The sequence below is a fragment of the Nostocoides sp. genome (assembly GCF_035343835.1).
Classification (GTDB): domain Bacteria; phylum Actinomycetota; class Actinomycetes; order Actinomycetales; family Dermatophilaceae; genus Nostocoides_A; species Nostocoides_A vanveenii.
In genome coordinates, this window is record NZ_DAOQZV010000158.1 from 1 (window position 1) to 5,624 (window position 5,624).

Annotated in this window: 5 protein-coding genes and 1 pseudogene; 2 read left to right on the forward strand and 4 right to left on the reverse strand. The window is 68.3% G+C overall.

The window, feature by feature from the left end; genetic code table 11:
• Nucleotides 1-290: pseudogene (locus tag PKH97_RS11355) on the forward strand (hypothetical protein); the annotation flags it as partial.
• A gap of 134 nt (nt 291-424) precedes the next feature.
• On the opposite strand, the gene efeB reads toward PKH97_RS11355, so the two are convergent.
• The 4 genes from efeB to pheA all read right to left on the reverse strand — a co-directional run bounded on the left by efeB (nt 425) and on the right by pheA (nt 4,879).
• On the reverse strand, nt 425-1,756 hold the full coding sequence (gene efeB, locus PKH97_RS11360; RefSeq protein ID WP_324387560.1) for an iron uptake transporter deferrochelatase/peroxidase subunit: 1,332 nt from the start codon (nt 1,754-1,756) through the stop codon (nt 425-427).
• Nucleotides 1,743-2,906 (reverse strand): iron uptake system protein EfeO, encoded by a 1,164-nt coding sequence (gene efeO, locus PKH97_RS11365; protein ID WP_324387554.1) that lies wholly within the window; start codon nt 2,904-2,906, stop codon nt 1,743-1,745. The genes efeB and efeO overlap by 14 nt, the downstream gene beginning before the upstream one ends.
• 41 nt (nt 2,907-2,947) lie before the next feature.
• Nucleotides 2,948-3,808 carry an iron uptake transporter permease EfeU gene (efeU, locus tag PKH97_RS11370; protein ID WP_324387556.1) on the reverse strand — a complete coding sequence of 287 codons (861 nt, stop codon included), beginning with the start codon at nt 3,806-3,808 and terminating at the stop codon, nt 2,948-2,950.
• A gap of 111 nt (nt 3,809-3,919) precedes the next feature.
• The gene (gene pheA / locus PKH97_RS11375) at nt 3,920-4,879 is read right to left on the reverse strand and encodes a prephenate dehydratase (RefSeq protein ID WP_324387557.1); all 960 of its coding nucleotides are present in this window, start codon (nt 4,877-4,879) and stop codon (nt 3,920-3,922) included.
• Nucleotides 4,880-4,914: 35 nt separating this feature from the next.
• Between pheA and PKH97_RS11380 the strand changes: the two genes are divergently transcribed.
• A complete protein-coding gene (locus PKH97_RS11380) occupies nt 4,915-5,526 on the forward strand; it encodes a TMEM165/GDT1 family protein (protein ID WP_324387558.1) in 612 nt (203 codons plus the stop codon).
• The last annotated feature ends 98 nt before the right edge of the window (nt 5,527-5,624 follow it).

The following is a 5,624-nucleotide window of genomic DNA, read 5'->3' on the forward strand; positions in this document are numbered from 1 at the left end:
AGCGCGACCCCTTCGGCCGCTTCACCTACGGCGTCCCGCCCAAGACCAAGGGCGTCATTGCCACGTTGACGGCGCGCCCGGACGCCGATGTCATGGTCATCGCCCATGCCGGGCTCGGCAACCTGACCGGGCCGCGCGCGATCTATGACGCGATCCCCTTCGATCGCCCCTTCCTCGTGCACACCTGGACGTATGCCGCCTCCACCGTCCCCCGCGAGCCCGAGGCCATCGGCGCCTGGCTGGCCGATCGCTGGGCCGAAATCGACGCCTGGGTCTCCGCCCACGAGTGAGCGCCCGCCCGCCATTCCTAAACTCTGCTAGCAGCAGTTAGGGCTCCTCCAGCAGGGTAGACCCTGCTCGACGTCACCTAAGGTGCGCTAAGTGGCACCTGCGGGCGCACCGACGCGCGGCGTCGAGGACTGGCTCATGAAGCGAAGAGTTGGGTGCCCCAGTCCTGGTTATCGTCAAGCCCGCGCGGGCAGAGGAAGAGCGCCGAGCCGGTGTGCTCGATGTATTCGTTCAGCACATCCTTGGCGGCCAGCGCGCGCTGCATGGGCACGAACTGCTTGTGCGCGTCGCGCATGAAGGCGATGAAGAAGAGCCCCGCGTCCAGGTGGCCCTGACCGTCGGAGCCGTCGGTGAAGTTGTAGCCTCGCCGCAAGATCCTGACGCCGTCAAGATTGGAGGAGTGGGCCAGCGCAATGTGCGAGACCGCCGGGATCGCCGGCTGCCCGTCCATGCGCTTAACGGCGAAGTCGACCGTGTCGAACTCCTTCCTCTGCCCCAGTGGCTGGCCCTCGAGCTTGCCGCGGCCGAAGATGTCCTCCTGCTCCTGCAGGTTGGTCCGGTCCCAGACCTCGATGTGCATCCGGATGCGCCGCGCCACCAGATAGGACCCGCCAGCCGCCCACGCCGTCGGCCCAGGGACGTCGGCCGCCGCGATCCACACGTGCTGGTCCAGAGCCGCACCGTCCTCGGCCATCAGATTGTTGGTGCCGTCCTTGAAACCGAAGAGGTTGCGCGGGGTCTTCTGGGTGTGCGACGTCGACGACGTGCGCCCGAAGCCGAGCTGGCTCCACCGCACCGAGACCGTGCCGAGCCCAATCCGGATGAGATTGCGAACCGCGTGGACCGCGACCTGCGGGTCGTTGGCGCAGGCCTGGATGCACAGATCCCCGCCCGACTTGGCCGGGTCCAGGTCGTCGCCCATAAAGCCCGGAAGCTCTTGCAACGCAGCAGGTTTGCGATCGGCCAGCCCGAAGCGCTTGTCGAACAGCGAGGGCCCGTAGCCGATGGTCACCGTCAGCCCGGACGGCGGCAGATCGAGCGCCTCACCGGTGTCGGTCGGCACCTTGTAGGGCCCGCCGCCCACCGACCCACCGGGCGCCGCCTCGGCGCCATAGGTCATCCGTTCGGCGGCCGCCGTCCACGCCGTGAGCAGGTCGCGTAGCACGTCGGCGTCGTCGGTGATGACGTCGAGGGCAACGAAATGCATCCGGTCCTGCGCCGGCGTGATGATGCCGGCCTGGTGCGCCCCGCGGAACGGCACCTGCCCACTGATGTCGGCGAGGCTCGGTGCGCCCGTCGCCGACGCGCCCGTATGCCCGTCCGCGCGCGTCGCGGCATACGTCCCGGCCGCGCCAACCAGCAAACCCGCGGCGACGCCCGCGGACACCTCGACGACGCCGCGCCGGCTGGGCGGCTCGGTGGTTACGTCGAGGGTGCCGTCGGAAGCGGCAGGATCAGCCTGCGGCAACGACACCCGCCACCTTGGCGACCTGTTCGGCGAAGCCGTCGAGGGCATCGGTCAGCTTCTTGATGTCGTCCTGGGACAACTCGGTGTAGAGCACGAAGCCGTCGCCCTTGCGGTGGGTTTCGAGCAGATCACCGAGCACCTTCCCGGTGCGGTCGATCTCGGTGACGAGCGCCGGATCCTTCTCCTGAAGGAAGGGCCGCAGGGCGGCGAGCGCGGTCTTCGAGCCTTCAAAGTTGGCTTCGAAATCCCAGAGGTCGGTGTGGCTGTAGCGCTCCTCCTCGCCGGTGATCTTGCCGGTGGCGATCTCGTCCAGGAGTGCCTTGGAGCCATTGGCCAGCTGGAGCGGGTTGAGCTCCACGCCCTTGACCTGGCTGACCAGCGTTGTGACATCGACCAGCAACTGGTCGGCGATCTTGACGGTGTCAGCCTGGAGGCCGTCGACCCACAGATCCTTCTCCAGCCGGTGATAGCCAGTGAACGCCATCCCCTCCTCGACGACATCTTCGCGGCCGTCGATCTTGGGGTCGAGCTCGCCGAAGGACTCGGCCACCGGCTCGATCCGCTCCCAGTAGGAGCGTGCCGTGGGATAGAGCGCCTTGGCCTCCTCCACCTTGCCGGCCTTGACCAGAGCGACGAATTTCGTTGTCTCGGCGAGGAAAGCGTCGGCCTGGCTGGTGGTGTAGCGGTGGTACTCGGCGACCGCCTGCTGCAGGAGTTGGTTGTCGGTCTTGGCTGCGGGCGCGTCACCGGTCACCGTGAACGCCGCCCGTATGCCGTCGCCCACCATCCCCGGCTTGCAGGCGGTTTCGTAGGTGCCCGGCTCGGTGATCTCGACGTGAAAATCGCGGCTCAGGCCAGGGGCGACATTCTCGACCTCGCCCATAATCCGGTCGCCCTCGGCATAGACATAGAACTCGTTGATCTTGTTGCCCTTGTTGGTCACCTTGAAGGTGATCGTCCCAGCCGGCGCGCTCGTTGCACTCACCTGGCACGCGGCGTCGGTCGCCGTGACGACGATCGCGCCGCCCGTCTCGCCGGCCGAGGCCGAGTCGGTGCCAGAGCAGCCGGCCAACGCTAGCGCCGCGGCACTGAGGGTGCCAACCGCGAGGGCAGGAGTACGGGTCCGCGTCGTGCGGGCAAGGCAAATCATCGCGTCGATCTCCGTTCAGTGTCGTTGTGTCGCAGTGGTTTTCAGCGGGTTCCCGCGTCGGCGGGCTGCGCAGGCATACGGGTTGGCTCGGCAACGGTCGGCTTCGCGGGGCGCAGGAAGAGCGGCAGGACGATGGCGACATACGCCACCCAGCAGATGGCCTGCAGCCAGGTTGTCGCCGGCGTGAAGTTCAGCGTGCCCTTGAGCAAGGTGCCGAGCCAGCCGTCGGGGGCGATGACGTGGCTGATGTCGAAGGCGAGCGAGTTCAAGCCGGGCAGGAAGGCGGCTTCCTGCAGGTCGTGAATGCCATAGGCGAGGATGCCGGCCGCCACCAGCACCAGGAAGATCCCCGTCCATCGGAAGAACTTGGCGAGGTTGATCTTGATCGCCCCGCGATACATCAGCACGCCGAGGATGCAGGCGCTGCCGATGCCGATGATCCAGCCGAGCAGCGGCTGAACGGTGCCCGCCCCGGCCGCTTCGGCCGTGGCGTAGAAGAAGATCGCCGTCTCCAGGCCCTCGCGGCCCACGCCAAGGAAGCCGACGAGCGCGATCGGCAAGGGCCCGAGGGCGAGGGCCTTGTCCAGCGCACCCTTGAGCTCGCCAGAGATGGTCCGGGCGGCCGAGCGCATCCAGAAGACCATGCCGGTCACGAAGGCGACAGCGATGATCGAGGCAGTGCCGCCGATGAGTTCCTGGGTCTCGAAGGAGAGTTGCCGCGTCCCGAAGGTCAAGAAGGCGGCCAGTCCGGCAGACAGGACGACGGCCACGCCCACGCCCGCCCAGACCCACTTCAACGCCCAGCGCCGGTCGGTCTTGACCAGGAAGGCGACGAGAATGACGACGACGAGTGCGGCCTCGAGCCCTTCGCGCAGCCCGATGAGGGCGTTGCTGAACACCATGGTCGAGCCTCCCGAACGATCTCCAGACGGACAAATCTAAGGTAAGCCTAACCTAAGAACAGGTCAATCTGTCGTGGGCGTCTAGGTCGACAGCCACCGCCGTGTCTCAACTCACGAGTTGTCGACCAACCCGCGCAGGGCGGCCAGCCAGTCGGCGGCGCTCTGGAAGTCGGCGTCGGAGTTGAACGGGGCCACCTGCGCGCGCCCGCGGTCGGCGCGCGGATAGCTGCCGAGGAAGACCACCTCGGCACAGATCCGTTTCAGTCCGGTCAGCGCCTGCCCGACCCGCTCGTCCAGCACGTGGCCCTCGATGTCGACGGAGAAGCAGTAGTCGCCCATCGAGTGCTTCGTCGGGCGCGACTCCAGGCGGGTCATATTGATCCCGCGGGCGGCGAACTGCTCCAGCAACGCCATCAAGCCGCCCGCGTGGTCGCGGCGCTGATAGAGCACGACCGTCGTCTTGTCGGCACCTGTCGGCGCGGGAATGGCCGCCGGCCGGGCCACCAACACGAACCGGGTCACCGCCTTCTTGATGTCACCGATGTCGTCGGCCAGCACGTCCAGGCCGGCCAGCTCCGCCGCGATCGGCGCGCAGACGGCCGCATCGTGCCGACCGTCCCCCCCGGGCGCCAGATCCAGCGCCGCACTCGCCGTCGAGAGCGTCGGGATATAGGTCGCCTTGGGCAGATTGGCCCCCATCCAGCCGCGCACCTGGGCCCACGCGTGCGAATGGGTACCGACCGTAGCGACGCGAGCGAGCGGCATACCGGGCCGGGCCGCGAGCACGAATCGGATCTTGACCAGGCGCTCACCCACGACGATCAGCGGCGAGCCCGTCGAGAGCGCGTCGAGCGTGGCGGTCACGCCGCCCTCGACGGAGTTCTCGATCGGGACCATGGCCGCGTCGATCTCGCTCGCGCGCACGGCCGCCAAGGCCGCGTCCACCGAGGCGTATGCCGTGTGCTCGCCCCCCGCGGCCGGCTCCCAGTCGAGCAGGGCCATCTGGGTAAACGTGCCCGCCGGGCCGAAATAGCCGTAACGGACGGGTCGGGCGGCGGTGGACGCAGGCACCAGCGAACAATAGGACGCAACTACGATTGCCTGCGATGACGTTCAGTATCGCCACCGCGGCCATCGTGTTCGCGCTGATCTTCCCGGTCGAGTTGCCGGACAAGACCTTTGTCGCCACCCTCGTGCTCGCCACCCGCTACCGCCCGTTGCTGGTCTGGGTCGGCGTCACTGCCGCCTTCCTCGTCCAGACCGTCGTCGCCGTCACCCTCGGCGGTCTGCTCGCGCGGCTCCCCCACGCGCCGGTGCAGATCGTCGCCGCGCTGATGTTTGCGCTCGGCGGCGTCATCCTGCTCCGCGGCGCGCGCAATGCCGACCGCGAGGAGCGGGAGGCCGAGGAGGAATTCGAGGCCAAGGCCGCCGCGCCCGCCACCGGGCTGCGCGCCGTGTCGACGTCCTTCCTCGTGCTCTTCCTCGCCGAATGGGGCGATCTGTCGCAGCTGTTGACCGCTTCGCTCGCGGCGCGCTATCACGACCCGGTCTCGGTGGGCGTCGGCGCCTTCGTCGCGCTCGCGACCATCTCGGCGCTCGGTGCGGCGCTCGGCCGGACGCTGCTGCGCTACCTCAAGCTGGCGACGATTCGCCGGATCGGCGGGTCCGTATGCCTGCTGCTCGCCGTGATCACGCTCGTCGAGCTCGCCCGCGGCTGAGCCCGGGTCAGAGCGTGCGGCCGCCCTTGCGCGGCAGCAACGCCAGCTGGCGCGACTGGGCGACCAGCCGGTCGTGGCTCTCCCACACCTCACAGTCC

Excerpts from the sequence above, each read along its gene's own strand:
- efeO (WP_324387554.1), bottom strand. The coding sequence starts at position 2,906 with ATGATTTGCCTTGCCCGCACGACGCGGACCCGTACTCCTGCCCTCGCG.
- efeU (WP_324387556.1), bottom strand. The coding sequence starts at position 3,808 with ATGGTGTTCAGCAACGCCCTCATCGGGCTGCGCGAAGGGCTCGAGGCC.
- PKH97_RS11380 (WP_324387558.1), top strand. The coding sequence starts at position 4,915 with ATGACGTTCAGTATCGCCACCGCGGCCATCGTGTTCGCGCTGATCTTC.